This window comes from Nocardia arthritidis (assembly GCF_011801145.1).
Classification (GTDB): Bacteria; Actinomycetota; Actinomycetes; order Mycobacteriales; family Mycobacteriaceae; genus Nocardia; species Nocardia arthritidis_A.
Window position 1 is genome coordinate 7288700 of the sequence record NZ_CP046172.1, and the last position, 22854, is coordinate 7311553.

Sequence of the window (22854 nt, forward strand, 5' to 3'; positions counted from 1 at the left end):
ACAGGGTAGTCGCTGGCCGGAGGGTGTTCGCAACGCATTACCGTATTCGCTCGTGCTGGTGTTGCTGCCTCCCTCAGAAACCAAGTCCGACGGTGGTTCCGGCGCGCCGCTGGATCTGGCCGCGCTGACGATGCCGCAGCTCACGGGCGTGCGCGAGCGACTCATCGACGAGTTGGCCAAGCTGGCCGCCGAACCGGACACCGCGCGGACGGTGCTGGGTCTCGGCAAGGGGGCTGATGCCGAGATAGCCAGGAACGCCGCACTGCGCACCTCGCCGACCCGGCCCGCACTGGAGCGCTACACCGGCGTGCTCTACGACGCACTGGACGCGAAATCGTTCACCAAGGCGCAGCGGGCAAAGGCGCTGGCCCGGCTCGGTATCGGTTCGGCGCTGTTCGGCGCGGTACGGGCGGGCGATCCGATTCCGGCCTACCGGCTCTCCGGCGGCACGAAACTGCCCGGGCAGCCGACACTTTCGGCGATCTGGCGGGATTCGCTCGCCGACGCGCTGGTCGCCGAGGCCGACGGCGACCTGGTGATCGACCTGCGGTCGGGCAGCTATCAGCAGCTGGGCCGGGTGCCGGGCGCGATCACCGCGAACGTGCTCACCGAACATCCGGACGGCAGCCGGACCGTGGTGAGCCACTTCAACAAACATCACAAGGGCCTGCTGGCCAGGGCACTGGTGCTGACCAGGGCGGAGCCGGGCGATATCAGGGCGGTCGCGCAGGTGGCGCGCAAGGCCGGGTTGCGCGCCGAAATCGCCGGGCCGGCCGAACTGCTGATCATCACCTGATCCGGGGCCCGAAATCGGCTCCCCCACACAACCTTTGATCAATACCGTATCCGACAGTATTCTGCCGCGGTGGGCTTCTACGACTACCGGTGCATGATCAGCGGCGTCAGTCTGAAGGGCGCGGATGCGGTAGCCGTCGCGGTGCACCCCGCCGAAAACGGTTACCGGCCGCTGAGTCTCGGTGTCACCGGCCAGTACGACCGCTTCGGATCCGTCGACGGCGTGCTGGAGGACCGCGGCACCGAGGTGCTCGCCGAATACTTCCTGGCCCGGCTGCGCGACGGGCGCTTCGCGGTGGACCCCAGCTGGATCGGGTTGTCCCGCACCAACGAACGACTACATATCGAGGACCTCTTCCAGTCCTTCGAACGCAACTACGGTGCGCTGGAGACGGTGGACGCCGCGGTCGCGACCCTGGACGGGACGCCGATCTTCCTCGCCCTCATCGCCCGCGCCGTATGGGACGCGTTCGCCGAATCCGATGCCGAGGCCGCGGAAGACGATCTGACACAGGTCTTCCGAAGCTCGCCGATCGCCACCGAAATCTACGGTCCGCACCGGGCGGATCTCGCGCCGCAGCTGCGGCGGCTACGCACCGTCGACGAATTCCTCACCGCCAACGGGCTGCACTGGGCGCCGGAGTGCGATCCGAACCAGCGCTATGCCGAAAAGCCCGGCACCCAACATTTCTCGGACGATCTGCGGGGATTCCTGGAGCAGGCCGAACTCGATTACGCCGAGGTGCCGGTGATGCGGCGAGCGCTCGCCGCCTATGCGGAATCGATTCGGGACCTGCTCGACGACGAGTGACCGTGTTGCGCGCCGACCTGGCTGTCAGCTCCACGCGCGAGTGGGGCGGCCGGATTCGTAGCGGTCGAGACCGGCGCTGAACTCCCCCGTTTCGAGAGTGTCGGTGCCGTGCCGGAATTCGTTGAGCAGCGCGTCGTCGAGGTCGCGCGACCACTGCTGATAGCTGGAGAGGCGGTCGCTGCGCAGCGCCGCCTGCGGCCGGGCGGCGATGCCCGCGGCGAGTTCGCGTGCGGCGGCGAGGGTTTCGCCGGGTGCGGTGAGCCGGTTCGCGATGCCCATCCGCTCGGCCTCCGCACCGCTGACGCCGCGGCCGGTGAGGATGAGATCCAGCGCGTGCGAGTGGCCGATGAGCCTTGCGATGCGCACCGTCCCGCCGTCCATGAGGGGTATTCCCCAACGGCGGCAATAGATTCCGAAAACGGCGTCCTGGGCGGCCACCCGCAGATCGCACCAGGCGGCCAATTCGAATCCACCCGCGACGGCATGTCCTTCGACGGCGGCGATCACGGGTTTGCCGAGCAGCAGGCGGGTCGGCCCGACCGGACCGTCGCCGTGCGCCGCGATCCGGCTGAAGCGTTCGGGATCGCGCATGGCCTGCAGATCCGCGCCCGCGCAGAAGGTTTCGCCCGCGCCGGTGAGCACCGCGACCGACAGTTCCGGATCGGCGTCGAAGCGGCGGAAGGCGTCGGCAAGTTCGGTCGCGGTCGGCCGGTCGATGGCGTTGGCGACCTCGGGCCGGTTGATGGTGATGACGACTATCGGGCCGTCGGTCTCGTATTCGATCGGCATGAACATTCCTTCGGATGTGTTGGTTGATCAGCGGAAGTTATTGCGGCAGAGCGCGTTCGATAATGGCGGCGGTGTCGGTGCCGGATGGCAGCGTGCCGTAGGCCAGGCCGCGGTCGGGGCCGAGCCGCCCCGCGCAGAAGGCGTCGGCGACGGCGGGAATCGAATACCGCACCAGCAGGCTCGCGTAGAAGGCCAGCGCCAGATCCTCGACCAGTCGCCGTGCCTCGGCTGCGGGTGTCGCGCCGTGCAGTACGGCCGCCGCGCGGGTCGCGGTGCGCTCGAGGTGGTCGTCGAGGAGCCGGTTGCCGCCGCGGGCCGCCGCGCATTCGCCGAGGAACGCGTCCAGCGTTTCCGGGTTCTTCCCGATGCCGCGCAGCACGTCGAGCGCGGTCACGTTGCCGGAGCCCTCCCAGATGGCGTGCACCGAGGCATCGCGCAACAGCCTTGCCAGACCGAATGATTCGCTGTACCCGTTACCGCCCAGGCACTGCATGGCCTCGGCGATGTGACCGGTCACCCGGCCGCACCCCCAGTACTTGATGATCGAGGTGGCCAAGCGGCGCAGCGGGGAGCCGAAATCGTCGTACATCGCGGCGAGCCGCAGCATGCCTGCCGTGGCGGCTTCCGACTCGATGGCCAGATCGGCCAGCACATTCGCCATCGCGGGTTGGTCGACGAGCCGCTGTCCGAAGGCGCGGCGGCGACGGCAGTAGTCGATGGCCGTCGCAACGGCGGCGCGCATCTCCGGCGCGACGGCCGGACCCAACCGGGCGTACCCGAGGTTGTGCACCAGCGGCGCCATACCCTGGCCCGGCGTGCCGACCAACCACGCTCGCGCACCGCGGAATTCGACTTCGGCGGTGGGCAGCGACCTGGTGCCGAGCTTGTCCTTCAACCGGATCGGTCGTACACCGGGGCCGCGCTCGACGAGGAAGCACGACAGTCCATCGGATGTCTGGGCGAGCGTCAGGAAGATATCCGCCATCGGCGCCGAGACGAACCATTTGTGGCCGTGCAGTTCCCACGCGCCGTCACCGCGGTCTACGGCGGTGGTCAGCGTCGCGCGCAGGTCCGAGCCGCCCTGCTTCTCGGTATATGCCTGTCCCGCAAGGGCATTGCGGCCCGGTCTCGGGTCGGTGAGCCGAGGAACCCACAGCGCCGCGAGTTCCGGAGCGAAACGCTCCAGCACCGGAACGGCCGCGAGCGTCATGATCACCGGACACAGCACACCGGTATTCACCTGTCCCCAAACGTATCCCAGCGCATTGCGGACGACGAAGGCGCCCGCCCTTCGCTCCCGCCAAGGCAGCGAAGGCATTTCGTGCTCGACCGCGGTGTCCAGCAGCCAGGACCACGACGGATCGCATTCGATGTGATCGATCCGGCCGCCGTCGCGATCCAGACTGTGCAGCCGTGGCGCGTTGCGTTCGGCGCGTGCGGCGTGTTCGGCCGTCTGTTCGGCGGCGGCGATGCGGGCCAGCCGCTCCACCCGCGGCAGGCCCCACGGCGCGTGGCGGGCCAGCCCCTCGCGCAGCGCGACATCAAGTTCCAGCGGATTATCTTCGGCGGCAACAGTTACGACGGATACGGCAGCGCGGGTCACGGCGCACCTCCCTGTGGCGAGTGATGTACATCATCCGAACACAAAAAGTGATGTGACGTCAATTCTTTTTTGTCTAGACTCCCCGTCATGGAGACTGTGGTGCATGGACACTGTCGCGGCACCGTCGACGAGTAAGGGTCAGGCCACCCGCGAGCGCCTGCTCGCGGCGGCCCGCGCCGAGGCGGTCGAATCCGGCGGACATATCGAGGTGGCCGCCGTCGCCGCGCGCGCGGGCGTGGTGCCCAGCCTGATCAACCGCTATTTCCGGTCCAAGCCCGGCCTGGTCTGCGCGCTGGTCGACGAATTCTTCGACCGATTCGAGACCGAGGTGCTGCGGCTCGACCTGGACGCGACCGGCACCTGGGCCGAGCACGAATACGCGCGCCTGATCAAGGGCGTCGAATTCAATTACGCCGATCCGTTCGCGGTGGTGCTCTACGGACAGCTCACCCGCGATCCGCTGGTGGCACAGACCGAAACGGCACGCATCGAGGCGATCATCCGCGGCACCGCGGCCGGTATCCGCCGGGCCCAGCGCCGCGGCGAACTTCCGGCGCGAATCGATGCGGAACTGGCCGGCGCCGCCATGTTCGGCGCCATGCGCCAGGTGATGGTCGCCGCCCTGCGACGCACGCCGCCACCCTCCCCCACCGCCGTCGTCGACATCCTGTGGCCACAGGTGGCGGCGTCGGTCGGGCTCGCCGCCGCGGCCCGGAATCCCTTGAACGACAAGTGACTCAGGTGGTCGGCTCGGCCAGTTCGCCCGCCAGATTCACCCTGGCCCGCGCCTCGAACCGAGCACGGCCGGTTGCGGTCCGGAACAGCGTCGGCGCGGCGGCGAGCGCGCGCAGTATTTCGGCCCGGCCCAGCCGGAACGCCTCGTCCGGAACTTGCGCGTACTCCGCGCGGACGGCCGCGGTGTACGCCGCGTAATCGGCCGGGCTCGCGGCGAGGATCGCCAGATCCGCGTCGCACAACACATTTCCGTTGCGATCACCCGGCTCCGGCGCGTGCTTCGCGGTCAGCCGGACGAGGCGGCCCACCTCCGCGATCAAGCCCTTTGCGACACCGATGGATTCGAGCGCCGACTCGGCCAGCTCGGCGCTGCGTTCCTCGTTGTCGGGACGGCCGATCTCGTAGATCGCGTCGTGGAAGTAGGCGGCGAATCGCACCGCGTCCAGATCGTCCGCGTCGGCGGCCAGCTCATCGATGACGTGCAGCATCGCGGACAGATGCTCGACCGTGTGGTACCGCCGATGCGGCTCCTGATACCGCCGCACCAAATCGGCTCCCACCGACCATGTTTCGGGCCCGGCCAGGTCGGTCCACCGTTCGAGCAGATGCTCCGCGGTCGTACTCATTCGCCCAGTCTCGCGAACGGTCCCGCCGCGGGCAATACTGCGCGACCGCGTCGTTGGGCACAGCGCGATTCAGCAGCGCAGCCACAGCACCGAGACGGTGGGATCGGTGGGGCGCGAGTTGGCGCGCGGGCGCGGGCGGACGCCGGGAAGGCGGATCCACCGTGGGCGAACGATTCTCATCATCCGAACTCCGAGACGACGGACGACATGTGCTGTGTCCAGCGGATTTCGGCCGCGGATGCGGCCTGGGAATACGATAGCCGACGTCGCGGCCGGATCGTGCCCGATCCACCGGCGATCAAACCTCGAATCGACGTGATGTCTCTCACATTCCGCGCCCGATTCGAATATCGGAATACCTGCACGACAATGATATTCGTGGCCGTCGAACCGAATTCGCCAATCATTCAACTATTTCACTCAGGTTTGTCTCAGTCTCGATTGCTTTCCTCGATTCCGGCGCCGCAAAGTGTGAGCGCGACAGATCACAAAGGTGCGATTTGCCTGCCATGCACAATGTTTCCCGAAAAACCGCATTGCGAATTACCGCGGCCTCGATGGCGGCGGCGGCCCTGGTCGGACCCGCCGTCGTCGCGACGGCCGGACCGGCCCTAGCGGCAAACGATCCCGGCGTCAGCGAGCAGCGACGTCTTGTCGCGGATGAGTACGACAAAGGCGGATACGACCGTTGGGGCTACGACCGGAACGGTTACAACAAATCCGGCTACGACCGATCCGGCTACGACCGGCAGGGTTATGACAAGGACGGCTACAACAAATCGGGTTATAACCAATCCGGTTTCAACCGTTCCGGCTATGACAAGAATGGGTTCGACAGATTCGGAAATGACAAGGACGGTTACGACAGGTCCGGCTACAAGTCGGGCTACGACAAGAACGGTTACGACCGCCGCGGCTATGACAAGGACGGTTACGACCGGTACGGCTTCAACAGCGCCGGGTACAACCGGTGGGGCTACGACCGAAAGGGCTTCGACCGCAACGGATTCGATCGCGCCGGCTTCGACCGCAACGGCCTCGACCGCAACGGCGATCCGCGCCCGGCGCCCGCGCCGCCCAAGCCGCTGCCCGAGCCGGTCGAACAGTTCCTGCGCCAGCTCCCGCCGCCGGTCGAGCAGGCGGTGCGCCCGCCGGTGACCGCCATCTTCCAGCTGCTGCCGTAGACGTTTGCGGGCCTGCCCTTTCAATGGATGAAAAGGGCAGGCCCGCAGCCGATCACGCGAGTCCTACAGTCTGTCGGCGACCGTCGGCGTGGTCGCGATCAGATCGCGGATGAGCAGCGCCGCGTGCAGCGAGGTGCGCGACTCGCCGTCCTCCAGGTCGACATCGAGGATGCGTTCGATGCGGGCGAGCCGGTCGTACAGCGTCGGCCTGCTGATGTTCAGCCGGCGCGCGAGTTCGGTCTTATTGCCCGCCAGATCCAGGAATTGGCGCAGCGTGCGCGTCAGGTCGGCCGAATGCCGGATGTCATAGCGCAGCAGCGCGCTCAGCTCGGTTTCGGCGAACCGCTGCACGCCCGGTTCGTTGCGGATCAGCGAGAGCAGCCCGCGCAGCCGCACATCGCCGCTGCGGTAGAACGGCCGGTTCGCGGCCATGGAGAGCGCCACCTCCGCGACGTGCGCGGCGTGCGCGAGCTCACGTGCGGTGTCGAGTAGCGAATCCGATTCCGCCCCAACGCCTATCACCACCCGGTGCACCCCGTCGACGCGGCGCGCCTCGCCGGTGATGGCATTGCACACGCCCCGCAGCTGCGCATCCGGTTCGGGGCCGCGCGCGACGGCGAGGATCATGCTCACCCGGTCGCCGTGTTCGGCCGCGATCAGCGCCGTCGCCTTGGCCAGTCCGAGCCCGTGCGTCACCGCGTCCAGGATGCCCGCGCTGCGCCGCTGCGCGGCCACCGGATCCGATTCGGCAAGGGCCGCAACGTGTATCGCGAGCGGTACATAGGCGGCGCGGCGGGCGAGGCCGAGCGCGGCGGCCCTGGCCTGTGCCTCGCGTTCGTCGAGCACCCGGCCGTTGACCATATCGTCGATCAGGCCGGTCTGGGCCCGGCGATGCAGGCCGAACCGGTCCCGGTCGATCATCCGGTGCAGGGTGAGCGTCTGCGCGGCTCGTTCCAGCACCATCCTGGCGCGCGGTGTCGGCACCCGATGCGAGCGCAGGATCAGCCTGCCCCACGGCTGGGTGTGCGGGCCGACCGCGACCACGTCGTCGGCGGTATCGGGCAACAAGCGCGAGGTGGTCTCCCAGTTGTCCAGGACGGCCGAGGCGGTGGTGTGTTTGACGGTCAGCGCGAGCACCCGGTGCGCCAGATCCTCCAATACGACCGGCGCGTCGAGCATGCCCGCCGCCGTCTTCACGATTTCGCTCAGCGAGGCCCGGCGCACGCTGAGTTCGGTGAAGGTCTCGTGTACGGTGCGGGCGAATTCCAGCTCCGCGTACTGGTCGGCGACGATCATCCGGTGCACCGCCTCGGTGATCTCGACGAAGCGGGTCACCCGGTGCAGCGCGATGACCGGAAGTCCGAGCGCGTCGGCGGTTTTCGCGACAATGGGCGGCAATTCCGGGACGAACGAACCCAGTTCGACGACCAGCCCCGAAACATCCGCCGCCGCAAGAGCGTTCAGATAGTCGACGGTGGCGGCGTCACCGTGCGCGAGCGCCTGGCCGGTGGTGAGCACGAGTTCGCCGCCCACCAGCAGCTCGGCCACCGCGGGCAGATCGATGACGTGCACCCAGCGCACCGGACGGTCCAGCGCGCCGCCGCCGACCACCTCGGGCCGCGCGGCGCGCACCACCGGCATCGCCAACACGTCGGCAACGGAGGGCACCACCCGACGAATCGTAATACGAAACTCGAAATCGCATACAAATCGTCGATGCTCCGAGCATGCTCGATGCGGAAGAGTCGAGGTCGGTGGCGGCACCTGCCGACGAAGCGAATCGAGGAGATATGCAGACAATCGCGCATTGGATCGACGGCAAGGCGTTCGCGGGCGCGGGTGAGGGCACGCTGCCGGTGACGAATCCGGCCACCGGCGTGGTCACCGGGCAGCTGCGACTGGCCACCGCCGAGGATGTGCGGGCCGCGATCGCGTCGGCCGCCGCGGCCTTTCCGGAATGGCGCGACACCTCGCTGGCCCGGCGCACCCAAATCCTGTTCCGTTTCCGCGAGCTGCTCAACGCCCGCAAGGAGGAGCTGGCCGCGCTCATCACCGCCGAGCACGGCAAGGTACTCAACGATGCGCTCGGCGAGGTGACCCGCGGCCTCGAGGTGGTCGAATTCGCCTGCGGCATACCGCATCTGGTGAAGGGCAGCTTCACCGAGAACGCCTCGACCAAGGTGGACATCTTCAATATCCGCCAGCCGCTCGGCCCGGTCGCGATCATCTCGCCGTTCAATTTCCCGGCCATGGTGCCGATGTGGTTCTTCCCGCTCGCCATCGCCGCGGGCAATACCGTGGTGCTCAAGCCGAGCGAGAAGGATCCGTCGGCCTCGCTGTGGCTTGCCGAGCTGTGGCACGAGGCCGGGCTGCCCGCCGGCGTATTCAACGTGGTGCAGGGCGACAAGGTCGCGGTGGACGAACTGCTGGACAATCCGGGCGTCAAGGCCGTGTCGTTCGTCGGCTCGACCCCGATCGCGAAGTACGTCTACCAGCGCGGCACCGCGGCGGGCAAGCGGGTGCAGGCGCTCGGCGGCGCGAAGAACCACATGGTCGTGCTGCCCGACGCGGACCTGGACCTGGCCGCCGACGCCGCGGTGAACGCGGGCTTCGGTTCGGCGGGCGAGCGCTGCATGGCGATCAGCGTGGTGGTCGCGGTCGGCTCGATCGGCGACGAACTGGTCGCGAAGATCAAGGAGCGCGCGCTTACCGTCAAGACCGGCGACGGCACCCGCGGCACCGATATGGGCCCGTTGGTAACCCAGGCGCATCGCGACAAGGTCGCCGCGTACGTGGCGGCGGGCGAATCCGAGGGCGCCACCGTGGTACTCGACGGGCGCGGTATCGAAGCCGATGGCGCGAAGGACGGATTCTGGCTCGGCCCAACGATTCTCGACAACGTCGGCACGCAGATGAGCGTGTACACCGACGAAATCTTCGGCCCGGTACTCTCGGTGGTGCGAGTTGACAGCTATGACGACGCGCTGACTATGATCAACGCCAACCCCTACGGCAACGGCACCGCTATCTTCACCAACGACGGCGGCGCGGCCCGGCGCTTCCACAACGAGGTCGAGGTCGGCATGGTCGGCATCAACGTGCCGATCCCGGTTCCGATGGCCTACTACAGCTTCGGCGGGTGGAAGAACTCCCTCTTCGGCGATACGCACGCACACGGCATCGAAGGTGTGCACTTCTTCACCCGGGCCAAGGCGGTCACCAGCCGCTGGCTCGATCCCAGCCACGGAGGTTTGGAACTGGGCTTCCCGCAGAACAAATAGCAGACAAAGGATTTCGTTATGACGCTCCCGAACGGTCTGACGCAGGAGCAGGCCAGGCAGGAGGCGGCCCGCGCCTACGAGCTGGACCGCCTGCACGTATTCCACTCGTGGTCGGCGCAGCAGCGGCTGACCCCCATGACCATCACCGCAGCGCAGGGCTGCTACGTGTGGGACGGGGACGGGAACCGCCTGCTGGATTTCTCCTCGCAGATGGTGAATACCAATATCGGCCACCAGCATCCGAAAGTGGTTGCGGCCGTTCAGGAGCAGGCGGCGAAGCTGTGCACGGTCGCCCCGCAGCACGCCAACGGCGCGCGCTCCGAGGCGGCCCGGCTCATCGCCGAGCGCACGCCGGGCGAGCTGAACCGGATCTTCTTCACCAACGGCGGGGCCGACGCGGTGGAGCACGCGGTGCGAATGGCGCGGCTGCACACCGGCCGGTACAAGGTGCTCACCAGGTACCGCTCGTACCACGGCGGCACCGACACCGCGATCAACCTGACCGGTGATCCGCGGCGCTGGCCGAACGATCACGGCAACAGCGGCGCCGTGCACTTCTTCGGACCGTTCCTGTACCGCTCGCAATTCCACGCCACCGACGAAACCGAGGAAACCGCAAGGGCTTTGGCGCACCTCGAACAGACCATCCTGTTCGAGGGGCCGTCGACCATCGCGGCGATCGTGCTGGAATCGGTGCCCGGCACGGCCGGAATCATGGTGCCCCCACCGGGATATCTCGCCGGCGTGCGCGAACTGTGCGACCGGTTCGGCATCGTCTTCATCGCCGACGAGGTGATGGCCGGATTCGGCCGCACCGGAAAGTGGTTCGCCATCGAGCACGCCGATGGCGTCGTCCCGGATCTGCTCACCTTCGCCAAGGGAGTGAACTCCGGCTACGTACCGCTCGGCGGTGTCGCGATCGGCCCGGCCATCGCCGCCACCTTCGACGAGCGCCCCTACCCGGGCGGCCTCACCTACTCCGGCCATCCGCTGGCCACGGCCGCCGCCGTCGCCACCATCACCGCCATGCGCGACGAGCGCATCGTGGAGAACGCCGCCGATATCGGCGCCCGCGTCCTCGGCCCCGGCCTACGCGAACTCGCCGACCGCCACCCGAGCATCGGCGAGGTCCGCGGCCTCGGCGTCTTCTGGGCCCTGGAACTGGTGCGCGACAAGTCAACTCGCGAACCCCTCGCCCCGTACGGCGGCACCAGCCCAGCCATGACCGAGGTCACGGCCGCCGCCCGCCAAGCGGGCCTCCTCCTGTTCGTCAACTTCAATCGAATCCACGTAGTACCCCCATGCACCATCGACGAAGCCGAGGTCAAGGAGGGTCTGGCCATCCTCGACCAGGCCCTGACCATCGCCGACCGGCACACCGTCTGAGCGACGGTTCGTGATCGCCGGGCGCGGGCACACCGGCCCGTCGTGGTCTCGAGCACAGTGGCTGTCGGGTGTTGCGGCGCGGGAATAGTGTTGAGGCCGACGGCATCGGTGCCGGGCGAAGCCGTTGGACACTACTCGACCGGCGTTCTGCTGGGGGCCATCATGGCAGATCCTCGTCTCAGGGCCGGTGATGACGATCGGGCCGATACGTGTGCGGTGCTCGACAAGGCTTATGCCGCAGGGCAACTCGATATCAACGAGCACGAAACGCGGGTTCGGCAAGCCATCTCGGCGGCCACGGTCGGCGATTTGGCGGCGCTGGTCGCCGATCTGCGGGTACCGGAGCAGACACCGCCGCCTCGGCGCGGTATGCGGCGAGCCGTGCTGGCAACGGTGGCCGCCGGACTGGTGGTGGTGTCGAGCGTTGTGATCGGCTTTATGGCGGGCCGGGATTCGCGGCCGAGCCCACCCGCGGGTCCGGTGGGAATCGATGCGCGCATCGAGTTTCCGGTCCACGCATCGACGCCGCGTCTGGATACGGTCGACGGGCTTACTGCGCTGATTGCCGCTGCGCGTGGCGAATTCGGCCACACCATCGTCACACGCCTGGTCGTATTGCCGGATAAAGCCGATCTGTCGGTGTCCGCGGCCCGGAGTCGGATCCATATCGCGAGTGAATACGCCTACGCCGGTGGCCATTTCGGGCTGACCATCCGCGGTGTCGGAGCCGTGGACGGTCCCGAAGTCGACATCTCGCGAATCGATCTGCCCAAGATCGTCGAACTGCTGGCGCAGGCGCCGAAAACGCTCGACATCGCCGACCCGAACGCCGTGTGGTTCGAGGTTTCGGGAGCGGGCGGCGGGACGGTGACCATCCGCGCGACGAACGTGCACGGCAAGGCAGGCGCCATCGATTTCGGCCTGGATGGGACGCCGAAACGCTAGTTATGGCCGGGCACACGGCAGCGCTCGATCTCGTTCTCCGGCACGCGATCGATGCGGTACCTGGCGTATTCCAGCGACTTCTGGATGTTGCGCCGGAATCGGTCCGGGGTCAGCGGGGCGCGGGTCGCGTCCAGCAGGTCGCGGGTTTGCGGGCAGGTCATGGCGGTTCGGATCCGAGTCACCCAGCCCTCGTCCAGGAACCACGGCATCCACGGATGCCGGTCCACCATGCCCGCATCGACGACCGCCCAGTCCGAATCCAGATTCTTGTCGTGGCCGATGCGGGCATCCGGGAATCGAAACGTATGTGCGGCAAGCGGATACGCCAGACCCACCGGATCGATGACGCGAACGTCGAGCGGCATATTCATCCCGATCATGCCGAGGTTCACGTAGAACACGGTGTGTCCGGCGCCACCGTCCGGGACCGGCCGCGGTGGCGGGACGATATGCCAGTTCGTGAAGGTCGGCGAGTTGATCAGCAGGCCGCCGTTCGGGCTCGCGGCGATATCGCGGACCATGGCGCGCATCCGCGGATAGTCGAGGTAATCCTCGGCGCGAATCGGGTGCGCGCGGCCGGTGTTCTGGATGTAATAGAGTCGCTCGTCCGCTATACCGGCGGAACTGATCCTGCTGCCGGTCTCGATCGCGGTCGTATCGGCCGCGAACAGCGCCCACCCGGCGGTCGCGACCAGGGCCGCCGACATTATCAGCCGGGTTCGACGCGAATCCGCCTGGGCGGCAGAAGGTTTCAGCGGCAGCATCATGACGGGCAGCAGCAGGCAGAACAGCGGCGGCAGCAGCGTTCGGCCGTGCATGAAATCTCCGCCGACGCGAATCTCGTAGCCGGTCAACAGAACACCGCTACCGACCATGAGGGCGACCACCGCGGCCGGAGTCCGGAGCCACCCGCCGACCCGAGCCGGTTTCCGATCGAATCCGGCGGACCGCACCGCGACGATCGCCGCGACACCCAGTACGACGAGCGGAACCCAAAGCCAGTACGGCCCGACCAGATTCCACAGGTAGCCGAACCCCTGCCGCCATTTCGCACCGGCCGCATCCTTGGCGACGGCCGTATTCGGATACGGCAGACCGTAGTAGCCCATGCGCCAGATCTGATACGCGACCGGCGCCAGGCCCGCCACCACAACGATCAACGCTCGGAACGGCCACGCCCGCAACCGGATCCCCGTGGGCGGCGCGCAACAGATCATGAGCAGCGCGAGCGCGCCGACCACTGTCAGCTCCGGCCGGATCAGCGGCGCCAGACCCGCGACGAAGGACAAACCGAAAACACCTGCCGTGCCCGCCTTTTCGGTCCTACTCCAGCGGATCAGCAACCACCACAGCACCGCAAGCCAGCAGATGACCAGGCCGGATTCCAGCCCCGATGTGGCGTAGTCGCGGGCCGGCGGCACCGCGATATAGACGAGAGCGCCTGCGGGCAACAGCAATTGGGCCCCGCCGACACCCCACAACCGGGCCGCGCCCAGCATCGCGAAGACAATGGCCGTCACCGACAGCGTCAGCGCGACGCCGAGCGCGACGTACTCCAGTCGCGCCCCGGTCAGCCAGCCGAAGAACCAGATGAGGTAGGTCCAGGCCGTGCTGGTGTTGACCTCGACGCGCTCACCGGCATTGAAGACCGGCCCATTGCCCGCCAACAGGTTTCGCACCGTCCGTAGCACGGTCAGACCGTCATCGGCGATCCAGCGCCGTGCCCAGCCGCCGATCGCGAAAAGGGCCGCGGTGATTACGATTCCGCTGACGAAGGTTATGCGCGATCTCTTCGATACACCCGAAAGTTCGTTTACCGCAACAATTTCGGGCGAGATTGTCAGTGTCACCTAAGCGGGCCGAACACCAGCCGGAAGCCGAAGGATACGCCGAGCGCCATCCGGCCGCCCGCAAAGGTAACTCATGGGTTCTCCCGATCATTCTGGTACGGGCGAACCATACCGCGCGGCGCCGGTGCGACCACACCCCACAATCTTCGGGGCCGGATTCACCGGATCGGGAATCGGATCCGGCCGGAGTTTGTTCCGTGGAGGATGACCACCACCACAGCCGTGCTATCCGATGAGCTGAAGAAGTATCTGGACGAGAACAACGTGTTCGCGACCGCCGCGACCATCGGGCCGGACGGGCACCCGCATCTCACCGTCATCTGGCTGGAACGCGACGGCGACGAGCTGGTGTACTCCACCACCGTCACGCGTCAGCAGGCCAAGAACATCGCGCGCGACCCGCGGGTCACGGTGATGATCGCCCCGCCGGACAACCCCTACGCCTATGCCGAGATCCGGGGCACGGTCACCATCACCCCGGACCCGGAGAAGACACTGCCGAACAAGCTTTCGCTGAAGTACACCGGCAAGCCGTACCTCGAATTCAATCCGGCCTCGGTGGACGATTCCGACCGGATCATCGTGCGCGTCACCCCACGCAAGGTCACCGGTCGGCTCTAGCCCGGCAGCCGTTCGGCTACGGTGCGCTGAACGCGTCGAGTTCGGCTGCGGCGGGACCACTGACCGGAGCCCGCCGCCACCACCAACCGTCCAGCGTCTCGGGCAGATCGGCGAGCCGGATGAGCCGCCGGCGCGGATCCTCGACGGTGAACGAGCGATACAGGTCGTCCCATCGCACCAACCACCGCTCGACCGCCTGCCGCAATGGTTCGGGCGCGGAGTCGACCACCGCGGCTATTCGATCGCGCGTACGCAATGTCCCGACGACATCGTGCGCACCCCACGCCTGTGGGGCGTCGGCGGGCAGATCGCGGTCCGCATCCAGCTTCGACACCTTCTGTGCCCACGCGGCCAGCAGGCGATCGAGCGATATCTCCGAACCGGGGCGGTATCGGTAGGTGACGGAAGCCAGTTCGCGTCGCTCCTCCTCGCTGAAAGAGCCCAGCAGTTCGTCGTTCGACGACGGCATCACGACCACCCTTTACATCCGGTATGAGGTGCTGCGCAACGGATTACCTCGATTCACGATAACGCGGATCCCGTTGTATTCGTATTTCCAGGAATTCTGCCAAGTTCCGTCATCATTCTTCAGCTGCTCGGGTTTGGCATGGCGCAGGGCGTCCTCGATTTCCTGTTCGGAGGGCCGGTCGTCGTAGACCTCGCCCGCTCCGGTGTGCTGGTGGGTCAACTGCGCGAGTTCGTCGATCGGGAATCCGGTATCGAGGACATCATCCGGATCGTTCGCGTGTTCCTCGGCGCTCTTGACCTCCTCCTTGGACGGTCCCGATGTCCGTTCCTTGTCGTCGCCCGCGTCGGCGATCGCGATCGCCAACGCCGCGATGGCAGCGAGCGATGTCGTCGTGAAATTGCGCAGCTCGGGAACATTGTTGAACACCGTTGCCACCGCCGCCGCGCCCGCACCGACCGCGGCTACGGCCGCGACGATACGGATGAACCGGCAGGTATTCCATACTGTGCGAATCGCATTCAGGCAGTTGGCAATTGCCGCCGCAACTGTTCCGGCGGCCGCCGCGTCGCTGCCGCCGAAGGTGACGACGGTCAGGGCGAGCCCGACGACCACACTGGCCCCGATCACTATCTCCGCGGTCTCGATCGCCGACTTGATACCGCCGCGCATCTCGCCGAGCGAGGAATGGTAGTCGGCAACCGGTGTGGAAATGGCGGTGGCGGCCTGTGCGACCCGATCACTACCGGTGCGCAATGTGTGCAAATGGTCGACGATCTGCCGATGATTGGGATCGCCGCCGCGCTCGAAGATGGCGGTGATGGCGTCGATGCGGCCGCTGGCGCCGGTGATCGTCGGATGAGCGGCGAACGTCTTCCACGCGTTGCTGCCACTCGATAATCGGCCCATATCCCCGTTCGGCAACTTTCCGAAGTCCGCGACAACCCGCGTGACGAGTTCGTTGATATTGGAATCGATACCGTTGCCGTGATTGCCTTTTGCCGTAGGCGGTGCCGCCATGTCGGAGTCGTAGAGGGTTTCGGATACCGTCGGCCGCTGCGGCGCCGGTTTGGATTAGCATCCGCCGGTTGGTCTCGATCGCCGTGCCGTATCGTCCGTGCTGGTCACGGGCGGCCTTGCTCATATCGGCCACACCTTCGGCGAATTCCCTTGCCCCGGTGGCCCATTCGCGATGTGCGCCGGCGTATGCGCCGGCGCCGATACCGCGCCAGATGCCCGGCAGCTTGTTCACCTCGCCCTCGAGCTGGTCGACGTGCTCGTGCACGAATTCGGACAATCCCTTCAGGCGGGCGACGATATCGTCCAACTGGTCGAGGTCGACCTTGAATTTCGAGCTCATAGCCGCAACTCTGTGAACGGCATCGCGTTGCCGTGGTCATCGCCGCGATAGTTGTCGGCGCTCACACCCAACTTCTCGGCGATGCTCCGCAACGCGTGCACCATATGCTCGCCGCCCTCGCGAGTTTCGCGCCAACCGGTGGCGAATTCGTTTGCCGCGTCACCGGTCCAGCCGTCCGACAGCATCTCGCCCACCGCGCCCGCCGCCGAATCCAGTGCGGTACGCAATGTTTCGGCGATGCCGAATACCTTGCGGCCGTACGCGAGCACCTCGTCCGGAACGACGAAGACCTCGCGTTCACCCCCTGTGCCAGCCATGAATCGACGCTATCGCCGCGACGAGCGATCGGGGATGACAACAATCAGCCCTTGTCAGCCCTGCTGGGCCTCCTCCTGGGCGTGATGCGCCTCGGCCAGTTGGTCGGGGGTGTAGCGCAGGGTGAGCACGATGAAGCCGAGGATGATCGCCGCCATCGCGCAGAACAGCAGGACCAGGGTGTAGCCGTCGCCGAGTGCGGCGAGTTCGGTGGGGTCCAGTTCGCTCACCTTGCGGTCCGTATGGCCGCCGAGTGAGAGCGTGCGCGATGCGGCGACAGGCGTGAGGATGCCGATGGCCAGCGGGGTACCCAGATTCAACAGCATCTGCCCCACCGCCGAGAGCGGGCCGACCTCCGAGACCGGCACCCCGACGAGCAGGCACAGCGGCCCGATCACGATGACGAAACCGATGCCGAATCCGATGGCGACCAACAGCACCAGCAGGGTCGGATACCGCACGCTGCCGTCCAGCGTCGAACCGAACAGCAAGCCGCCGGTGATGATCGCGGCGGCCGACGCCAGAATCCAGCGCGGTTGAATCCACAGCGCCGCCTTGGTCGCGACGCCGGTGCCGATCCCGGCGCCGATGGTGAACGGCAGACAGGCCAGACCCGCCACCATCGGGGTGTACCCGATGACGTTCTGCAGGAACAGCGCGACGAAGTAGGTCATCGCACCGAGCACCCCGGATCCGAGGAACAGCGCGATGAAGGTCGCGACCCGGTCCCGGTTGTCGAACAGCGACCACGGCAGCAGTGGACTGTCGACGTACCGCTCGGCGATCACGAAGACGATCAACAGCACCAACCCGCCGACCAGCGAACCGATGATGACGGGGCTGCGCCAGCCCAGTTCCGGTCCCTCGGTGGCGCCGAAGACGATCGCCGCGCAGGCGAGGGTGCCGAGCACCGCACCGGTCACGTCGAGCGAAACCCGATGGTGGGCCGTATCCCTGAGTTTGAAGATCGCGCCGAGGATGATCAGCGCGCCGATCGGCACATTGATCCAGAAGATCCAGCGCCAGTCCACCTCGGTGAGCGCACCGCCGATCACCAGCCCGCCCACCGATCCGATACCCGCCATCGAACCGAAGATCGCGATGGCCTGGTTGCGCGCGGGCCCCGGCGCGAATGTGCTGACCACCAACGCCATCGCGGTCGGCGCGGCGATTGCGGCGCCGGTGCCCTGCACCGCACGCGCGCCGATGAGCATCGCCTCGTTCTGCGCCAAACCGCAAGCCAGCGAGGCGAAGGTGAAGAGGGTGACGCCGAGGATCAGCATTCGCTTGCGGCCGAACGCATCCCCGAGCCTGCCGCCGAGCAGCAGCAACCCGGCGAAGGTCAGACCGTACGCGGTGACCATCCAGGCGCTTCCGGAGCTGGACAGACCCATTTCCGCCTGTAGTCGGGGCAGCGCCAGGATGACGACGCTGCCGTCGAGCACCACCATCAGCTGCAGCCCGCTCAACACCAGAATGGCGAGCCCGAAGGCCCGCTGCTTCATCGGATGCTCCGGCTGCTCAACCGATTTCCGGAACGATGGGACGGCGAAGCCGACGGCGGGAATGGGAACCGTCGACAGGTTCTCCACGGTGCGGGGCGAATGCTCCACGGTGCGGGGCGAATGCTCCACCTTGCGGGGCGGGCGGATGGGGCGGGTCGACACAGAGAGCCACTGTAATTGATGACGCGCATGGGTCGACGCCGCGACGCCGCGCCGACAGCCCGCGCCGAACCGCGGTTCGGCACGCTGACCAGCGCTTCCCGGTGCATCGCCAAGAGGTTACCGCTCGGTCGGATCGGCGGAGAAGCCCGCCGTCGGACCGATCACCACGATGGCGGGCGGGCGGATGCCCTCGGTGCGCACCCGCGCGGCGACGGTCGCCAGGTCCGCGCGCAACACCCGCTGGGTGCGCAGCGTGCCCTCCTGGATGACGGTGGCCGGCGTGTCGGCGGGCCGCCCGCCGTCGAGCAGCGCGGCGGCGAACTGTTCGATCCGCTCCACCGCCATCATCAGCACCAGCGTGCCGCGCAGCCGGGCCAACGCGGGCCAATCGACGAGCGAATCCGGATGATCCGGCGCGACATGCCCACTCACCACCACGAATTCGTGGGTCACGCCGCGATGGGTCACCGGGATGCCCGCCGCCGCGGGTACCGCGATGGGGCTGGTGATGCCGGGCACCACCGTCACCGGGACACCGGCCGCGACGCACGCCTCGACCTCCTCGTAGCCGCGCCCGAAGACGTACGGGTCGCCGCCCTTGAGCCGCACCACGAATTTGCCCGCCTTCGCGCCCTCGACGAGCGCGGTGTTGATCGCCTCCTGCGCCATGGCCCGGCCGTAGGGGATCTTCGCCGCATCGATCACCTCGACGTCGGGGCCCAGTTCGGCGAGCAGTTCCGGCGGCGCGAGCCGGTCTGCCACAACGAGATTCGCCCTGGCCAGCAGTCTGCGGCCGCGCACGGTGATCAGGTCCGGATCGCCGGGGCCGCCGCCGACCAGCGCGACGCCGGGGGCGACCGGTGTCGAATCATCGCTCACCACACCGGATTGCAGCGCCTCCAGCAGCGCGTTGCGCACCGCGGCGGACCTGCGATGCTGGCCGCCGGCCAGCACGCCGAGGGTCATGCCGTCGTACCGGGCCGTCGCCGGGGTGACGGCGGTGCCGAGCCGGGCGGTATCGGCGCGCACGCAGAAGATGCGGCGGCGGGTGGCCTCGGCGACGACGGCCGCGTTGGTGTCCGGCTCGTCGGTGCAGGCGATCGCGTACCAGGCGCCGTCGAGGTCGCCGTCGGCGTAGGCGCGCAGCGTCAGCGTCAGTTGACCGGAGGTGGCCATCCCCTCGACCGCGGGCGTCGCCTCGCGGCTGATCACCTCGACGTCCGCGCCCGATGCGATCAGCAGGCCGAGCCTGCGCTGGGCGACGGTGCCGCCGCCGACCACGACGACGCGACGCCCGTTGAGATCGAGCCCGACCAGGTAGTTGGGGTCGCCGGTGGTGGGATCTGACGTGTTCTGCACAGCTGACGAGATTACGGTCCCGCTGTTCAGCGCCGGTACGGCACGTCCTGAACCCAGTGGAATCCGCGCGCTACCAGGGGGTAGCGGTTCAGGTCCACCTGGTCGAGCGTCATGCGCACCGGGCGGCCGGAGATCTGCCCGTCCAGCACCAGTTTGCCGTCCTCGGGCCGCTCGTACCGGAAGGTGCCGATCTTGAAGATGCCGGTGACGTCACCGGTGAAGACCACGGTTTGCTTATCGGGGTCGACGGTTGCGGGGAACCAGACCAGGGATTCGTCCATCCGCTGCACCGTCACCCCGTCGGCCGCGTCGAAGATGATGCGGCGCAGGCGCTGCGGGCCGAGGCTGGCATCGCCGTACTCGTGCGGCGGCGAGTTGTCGTCCACCAGCGCGGGCATCTCCTGGCCCGCCGTGGTGAATTCGGTGACATTCCAGATGCCGTACAGCGGCGACCGCGCCTGGGCGCTGCCGTAGTGATGCCAGGCATCCCAGCTCTGATAGACCTGATCACCGATCAGGAACAGGGCGAGCACCGTATAACCCACCGCGAAGATCCGCTTGCCGAGGCGGCCGGTGAACAGCGGCGTCGCCGGCTCCGCGGGCACCGCGCGGCCGAGCAAAACCCTTGTGATACGGCCGATTTGGGGTGCGACCAGCACCAGCGAGAGCAGCACCAGCTGACCCGAGTAGAGCTTCACCGGCACGTCGAAGCTCAGGTTCAGCAGGAAGATCTGCAGCGTCGCGACGAAGGAGAGCAGCGCGCCCGCGGTGACCGTCCACGGCAGGAACAGCAGCGCCGCCGCCGCCAATTCCGCTACGCCCAAAGCGATCTCGTAGGGTTCCGAGGCGGCGGTCTGCGACCACAGCGCGCCCATCGGGCTCATATCGCCGAACGGCTCGACGAGCCGCTGCAACTCGAACACCATCTGCGACGGCATCACCTTCACCGTGCCGTACAGCACCAGCGCCAGCCCGAGCGCGAAACGCAGTATCAGCCGGAACCATTCGTGTAGTCGCGGGTAGGCGGGCCGGCGCCGGTCCAGCACCGACCACACCGCGGCGACGACCGCCGCGACCACCAGCCAGGTGAACGCGGAGACCCAGAACACTTGGGTGTCACCGCTGCCCGTACCCACATAGTTGATCTTCTCGATGCCGAACAGCGCGCTGCCGAACCAGTTCGTCAGCGCGGGCAACTGCCACCAGTCCTGCACGTCGGCCACCGTGCGCAGCGGTACGTGCAACGCCTTCAGCAGGGCGATCGCCAACCATCCCGCGGCCAAACCGATTCCGAGGTAGACGAATACGAACCGGAACAGCACCCGCGTCACCGGATGCCAAGTCCGCGTTGCGATTTCCGGCATCTCCCGCATGTCTTCCCGAATCTCCTCGGCCACGGCCTGCGCCACGACTCCCACCCTTCATAAACACCCGGCAATCGCGTGGACCTTAGATGAGCCGCCGGAAATCGGGGAACCCCGGAAAAATGGTGCCCCGATAGTCCCTCCCCCGGACTTCATGGGCGGATCATGGCCCTGTACTCGGCATTTCTATACTTCGCGAATGAATCGCTGGAGCGGTGCGGCACTGGCCGCGGTGGTAACGATCACGCTGACGCTCGCCGGTACGGCCATCGGCCCGAATGTGGCGCAAGCCGCACCGCCCCCGTATGTGCCGACCGGACCACTCGAGGCGAAGTACCTGCAACCCGGCCCGTTCGGCGTCACCGAGCGGATCGGCTTCGGCTGCTGCGATGCGACCGGCGCGAAATACGACATCTGGTATCCGGCCGAACTCGGCGACTCCCGCCATCCGATCATTTTGTGGGGCAACGGAACCAATGCGGTGCCCACCCAATATGCCTACCTGCTGCGGCATTTGGCGTCGTGGGGATTCGTCGTCATCGGAACGGAGAACACGAATACCGGATCCGGGGCCGAGATCCGCGACTCGCTCGATTTCCTGCTGCGCACCGCCGACGATCCGGCCGACCCGCTGCACGACCGGCTCGACCGCGATGCCGTCGGCGCGATGGGGCATTCGCAGGGCGCGGCGGGCGTGCTGAACGCGCTGCGCGATGCGGGCGGCGCCATCAAAACCGCTGTGCCGGTGGAGGTTCCGGCGCAGCTGTGGTGCTCGTCGCCGATCCGGTGTGCCGATCCGCGCACGCTGGGAGCCGGATCGGTATTCCTGGTGAACGGGTCGGCCGACGGCGTCATCTCGCCTTCGTGGCAAGGGATTCCGTGGCAGGCGACCGGACTGCAATCGAATCAGGCCTATTACGAATCGATTCCGGCGTCGTCGCCGAAGGTGTGGGCGACGCTGAACGGTCCGAATCACAACGACGTACAGGGACAACCCGATTGCGCGCAGGCCTCGAGGCCGTGCACCACCGGCGTGTACGGGTACCTGGGGTTCCCGACGGCTTGGTTCCTGGCCGAACTCGGCGGCGACGCGCAGGCGCGGGCGGCCTTCGCGCCGGGCGGCGAACTGTTCACGCCGTCACCGAACTGGAGCAACCAGGTGAGCACCGTGCGCTGACCCGCGATAGGGTCTGATCAGCTCGAATCGCCGCCGGCACGAGGATGGTGAACCGATGGACGACACCGGCCTGCTGGATATCGCCTACGAGGAGGCCCTGCTCGGGCTCGCCGAGGGCGGCATACCGATCGGCGCGGCGCTGTTCGCCGCCGACGGGACGCTGCTCGGGCGCGGCCACAATCGCCGGGTGCAGTCCGGCGATCCCAGCGTGCACGCCGAAACCGATGCCTTCCGCGCCGCGGGCCGCCGCCGCGACTACCGCTCGACCATCATGGTCACCACGCTCTCGCCGTGCTGGTACTGCAGTGGTCTGGTGCGTCAGTTCGGGATCGGCGCCGTCCTCGTCGGCGAGGCGGAAACCTTCTACGGCGGTCACGATTGGCTCGCCGAACACGGCGTGCGGGTCACCGTGTTGAACGACCGGCGCTGTATCGATCTGATGAGCAAGTTCATCGCCGACCAACCGGCGCTGTGGTTCGAGGATATCGGCGTCTCCGACTGAAATACGCTGCGCGAGAGG

21 protein-coding genes and 1 pseudogene are annotated in these 22854 nt (G+C 67.3%); 10 read left to right on the forward strand and 12 right to left on the reverse strand.

What is annotated here, in order from left to right:
* The first annotated feature begins 52 nt into the window (after window positions 1-52).
* Window positions 53-796: a peroxide stress protein YaaA gene (yaaA, locus tag F5544_RS32690; RefSeq protein WP_167479629.1), complete on the forward strand. Its 744-nt coding sequence runs from the start codon at window positions 53-55 to the stop codon at window positions 794-796.
* A 69-nt stretch (window positions 797-865) separates the two neighbouring features.
* Window positions 866-1606, forward strand: coding sequence for a hypothetical protein (locus F5544_RS32695; RefSeq protein ID WP_167476747.1), 741 nt, complete (start codon window positions 866-868; stop codon window positions 1604-1606).
* A 24-nt stretch (window positions 1607-1630) separates the two neighbouring features.
* Here F5544_RS32695 and F5544_RS32700 read toward each other — a convergent pair whose 3' ends face one another.
* Together F5544_RS32700 and F5544_RS32705 are read right to left on the reverse strand one after the other, a co-directional pair.
* Complete coding sequence (locus F5544_RS32700) at window positions 1631-2395, reverse strand: crotonase/enoyl-CoA hydratase family protein (protein WP_203217401.1); 765 nt, start codon at window positions 2393-2395, stop codon at window positions 1631-1633.
* Between the two features lie 37 nt (window positions 2396-2432).
* Window positions 2433-3998, reverse strand: a complete 1566-nt coding sequence (locus tag F5544_RS32705) for an acyl-CoA dehydrogenase family protein (protein ID WP_167476749.1) — start codon at window positions 3996-3998, stop codon at window positions 2433-2435.
* A gap of 103 nt (window positions 3999-4101) precedes the next feature.
* Between F5544_RS32705 and F5544_RS32710 the strand changes: the two genes are divergently transcribed.
* Complete coding sequence (locus F5544_RS32710; RefSeq protein ID WP_167476750.1) at window positions 4102-4734, forward strand: TetR/AcrR family transcriptional regulator; 633 nt, start codon at window positions 4102-4104, stop codon at window positions 4732-4734.
* 1 nt (window position 4735) lies between these two features.
* Here the strand turns inward: F5544_RS32710 and F5544_RS32715 are convergent, their stop codons facing one another.
* Window positions 4736-5359 (reverse strand): HD domain-containing protein, encoded by a 624-nt coding sequence (locus tag F5544_RS32715; protein WP_167476751.1) that lies wholly within the window; start codon window positions 5357-5359, stop codon window positions 4736-4738.
* Window positions 5360-5868: 509 nt separating this feature from the next.
* Here F5544_RS32715 and F5544_RS32720 point away from each other — a divergent pair.
* Window positions 5869-6543: a hypothetical protein gene (locus F5544_RS32720; RefSeq protein ID WP_167476752.1), complete on the forward strand. Its 675-nt coding sequence runs from the start codon at window positions 5869-5871 to the stop codon at window positions 6541-6543.
* 63 nt (window positions 6544-6606) lie between these two features.
* On the opposite strand, the gene F5544_RS32725 is transcribed toward F5544_RS32720, so the two are convergent.
* The gene (locus F5544_RS32725; protein ID WP_167476753.1) at window positions 6607-8214 is read right to left on the reverse strand and encodes a PucR family transcriptional regulator; all 1608 of its coding nucleotides are present in this window, start codon (window positions 8212-8214) and stop codon (window positions 6607-6609) included.
* Window positions 8215-8333: 119 nt separating this feature from the next.
* Here F5544_RS32725 and F5544_RS32730 point away from each other — a divergent pair, with 119 nt between their 5' ends.
* The 3 genes from F5544_RS32730 (at window position 8334) to F5544_RS32740 (ending at window position 12155) form a co-directional block, all read left to right on the forward strand.
* Complete coding sequence (locus F5544_RS32730; protein WP_167476754.1) at window positions 8334-9824, forward strand: CoA-acylating methylmalonate-semialdehyde dehydrogenase; 1491 nt, start codon at window positions 8334-8336, stop codon at window positions 9822-9824.
* Between the two features lie 18 nt (window positions 9825-9842).
* On the forward strand, window positions 9843-11210 hold the full coding sequence (locus F5544_RS32735) for an aspartate aminotransferase family protein (protein ID WP_167476755.1): 1368 nt from the start codon (window positions 9843-9845) through the stop codon (window positions 11208-11210).
* A 162-nt stretch (window positions 11211-11372) separates the two neighbouring features.
* Window positions 11373-12155, forward strand: a complete 783-nt coding sequence (locus F5544_RS32740) for a DUF1707 SHOCT-like domain-containing protein (protein WP_167476756.1) — start codon at window positions 11373-11375, stop codon at window positions 12153-12155.
* On the opposite strand, the gene zomB is transcribed toward F5544_RS32740, so the two are convergent.
* Entirely contained in the window at window positions 12152-13999 is a 1848-nt protein-coding gene (gene zomB / locus F5544_RS32745; RefSeq protein WP_203217702.1) for a flagellar motor control protein ZomB, read from the reverse strand. The genes F5544_RS32740 and zomB overlap by 4 nt on opposite strands.
* A gap of 210 nt (window positions 14000-14209) precedes the next feature.
* Between zomB and F5544_RS32750 the strand changes: the two genes are divergently transcribed.
* On the forward strand, window positions 14210-14626 hold the full coding sequence (locus tag F5544_RS32750; RefSeq protein WP_167476758.1) for a PPOX class F420-dependent oxidoreductase: 417 nt from the start codon (window positions 14210-14212) through the stop codon (window positions 14624-14626).
* A gap of 16 nt (window positions 14627-14642) precedes the next feature.
* Here the strand turns inward: F5544_RS32750 and F5544_RS32755 are convergent, their stop codons facing one another.
* From F5544_RS32755 to F5544_RS32785, 7 genes and pseudogenes are all read right to left on the reverse strand, one after another.
* Window positions 14643-15095 (reverse strand): hypothetical protein, encoded by a 453-nt coding sequence (locus tag F5544_RS32755; RefSeq protein ID WP_167476759.1) that lies wholly within the window; start codon window positions 15093-15095, stop codon window positions 14643-14645.
* Window positions 15096-15107: 12 nt separating this feature from the next.
* On the reverse strand, window positions 15108-16112 hold the full coding sequence (locus F5544_RS32760; protein WP_238847574.1) for a hypothetical protein: 1005 nt from the start codon (window positions 16110-16112) through the stop codon (window positions 15108-15110).
* Between the two features lie 100 nt (window positions 16113-16212).
* Window positions 16213-16452 (reverse strand): annotated as a pseudogene (locus tag F5544_RS46715) (WXG100 family type VII secretion target); the annotation flags it as partial.
* Window positions 16449-16769: a WXG100 family type VII secretion target gene (locus F5544_RS32770; RefSeq protein WP_167476762.1), complete on the reverse strand. Its 321-nt coding sequence runs from the start codon at window positions 16767-16769 to the stop codon at window positions 16449-16451. The pseudogene F5544_RS46715 and the gene F5544_RS32770, both read right to left, overlap by 4 nt.
* A gap of 54 nt (window positions 16770-16823) precedes the next feature.
* The gene (locus tag F5544_RS32775) at window positions 16824-18272 is read right to left on the reverse strand and encodes an MFS transporter (RefSeq protein WP_167479630.1); all 1449 of its coding nucleotides are present in this window, start codon (window positions 18270-18272) and stop codon (window positions 16824-16826) included.
* Between the two features lie 279 nt (window positions 18273-18551).
* Window positions 18552-19793, reverse strand: a complete 1242-nt coding sequence (cobA, locus tag F5544_RS32780) for a uroporphyrinogen-III C-methyltransferase (protein WP_167476763.1) — start codon at window positions 19791-19793, stop codon at window positions 18552-18554.
* 26 nt (window positions 19794-19819) lie between these two features.
* Complete coding sequence (locus F5544_RS32785; protein ID WP_167476764.1) at window positions 19820-21202, reverse strand: DoxX family protein; 1383 nt, start codon at window positions 21200-21202, stop codon at window positions 19820-19822.
* Window positions 21203-21356: 154 nt separating this feature from the next.
* On the opposite strand from F5544_RS32785, the gene F5544_RS32790 reads away from it, so the two are divergent.
* Both F5544_RS32790 and F5544_RS32795 read left to right on the forward strand, forming a co-directional pair.
* On the forward strand, window positions 21357-22334 hold the full coding sequence (locus F5544_RS32790) for a hypothetical protein (RefSeq protein WP_167476765.1): 978 nt from the start codon (window positions 21357-21359) through the stop codon (window positions 22332-22334).
* 70 nt (window positions 22335-22404) lie between these two features.
* Window positions 22405-22836, forward strand: a complete 432-nt coding sequence (locus tag F5544_RS32795) for a nucleoside deaminase (RefSeq protein ID WP_167479631.1) — start codon at window positions 22405-22407, stop codon at window positions 22834-22836.
* Window positions 22837-22854: the final 18 nt, after the last annotated feature.